The sequence below is a fragment of the Bacillus sp. AF62 genome (assembly GCF_050312695.1).
Lineage (GTDB): Bacteria > Bacillota > Bacilli > Bacillales > Bacillaceae_G > Bacillus_A > Bacillus_A cereus.
The window spans coordinates 1-695 of sequence record NZ_JBNPJZ010000224.1 but is presented as its reverse complement, the minus strand read 5'-3'; the positions used below and the strand labels follow the sequence as shown (position 1 = coordinate 695).

Genomic DNA, 695 nt, shown 5'->3' with positions numbered 1-695 from the left:
GATAAAGCTGATCAGGCTCAAAAAGAAAGTCAAACAGCAAAAGATTTGGCAGAAACAACACAGAAATATATGGAGCAAAACATGGTTGATATTATCGAACAACCAACGGCTCCTACTGAGAATTTACGTGATGGAAAAACTTTGTGGATAGATAGTTCTGATCCTGAAAATAAGGTGCAGAAACTTTGGAAAGGTGGTCAATGGCAAAGGGTTACTCCAGATACAGGACCATTAAAGCAAAGTATTAAAGAGGTTAAGGAAGATATTGAAACAGCTAAAACAGAATTGAATCAAAAGGTTCAAAGTGTGGAAGGTAAAGCGCAAGAAATAGCTGGACAAATAGTGGATGTTCAAAAGCAAGTTAATGGAAAAGTGGATCAAACATGGATTCATACACAGTTAAAAGATAAAGCTGATAAATCTGGAGTGTTTACAAAAGAGGAAATTAACAATGGATTTATTGGTAAACAAATCTATGAAACTGATAAGAATGGTAACGTTAAAAAGTTCCAAGATATTAACACATCTATGAGTCAAACAAATGAGGCTCTTAAACAAAAAGCAGAGAAATCTGAGCTAACGAAAACGAATGAAGGCTTGTCACAGTTGGAGCAGAAGACAAACGAGATTAAGACAACAGCTGAGGGGACGAAACAGACTCTTACAGAACTTAAAACGCAAGTAGATAATACAAA

General features: G+C 35.5%; 1 pseudogene. It reads left to right on the top strand.

What is annotated here, in order from left to right:
• Positions 1 to 695 (top strand): annotated as a pseudogene (locus ACQRBL_RS32450) (phage tail spike protein); the annotation flags it as partial.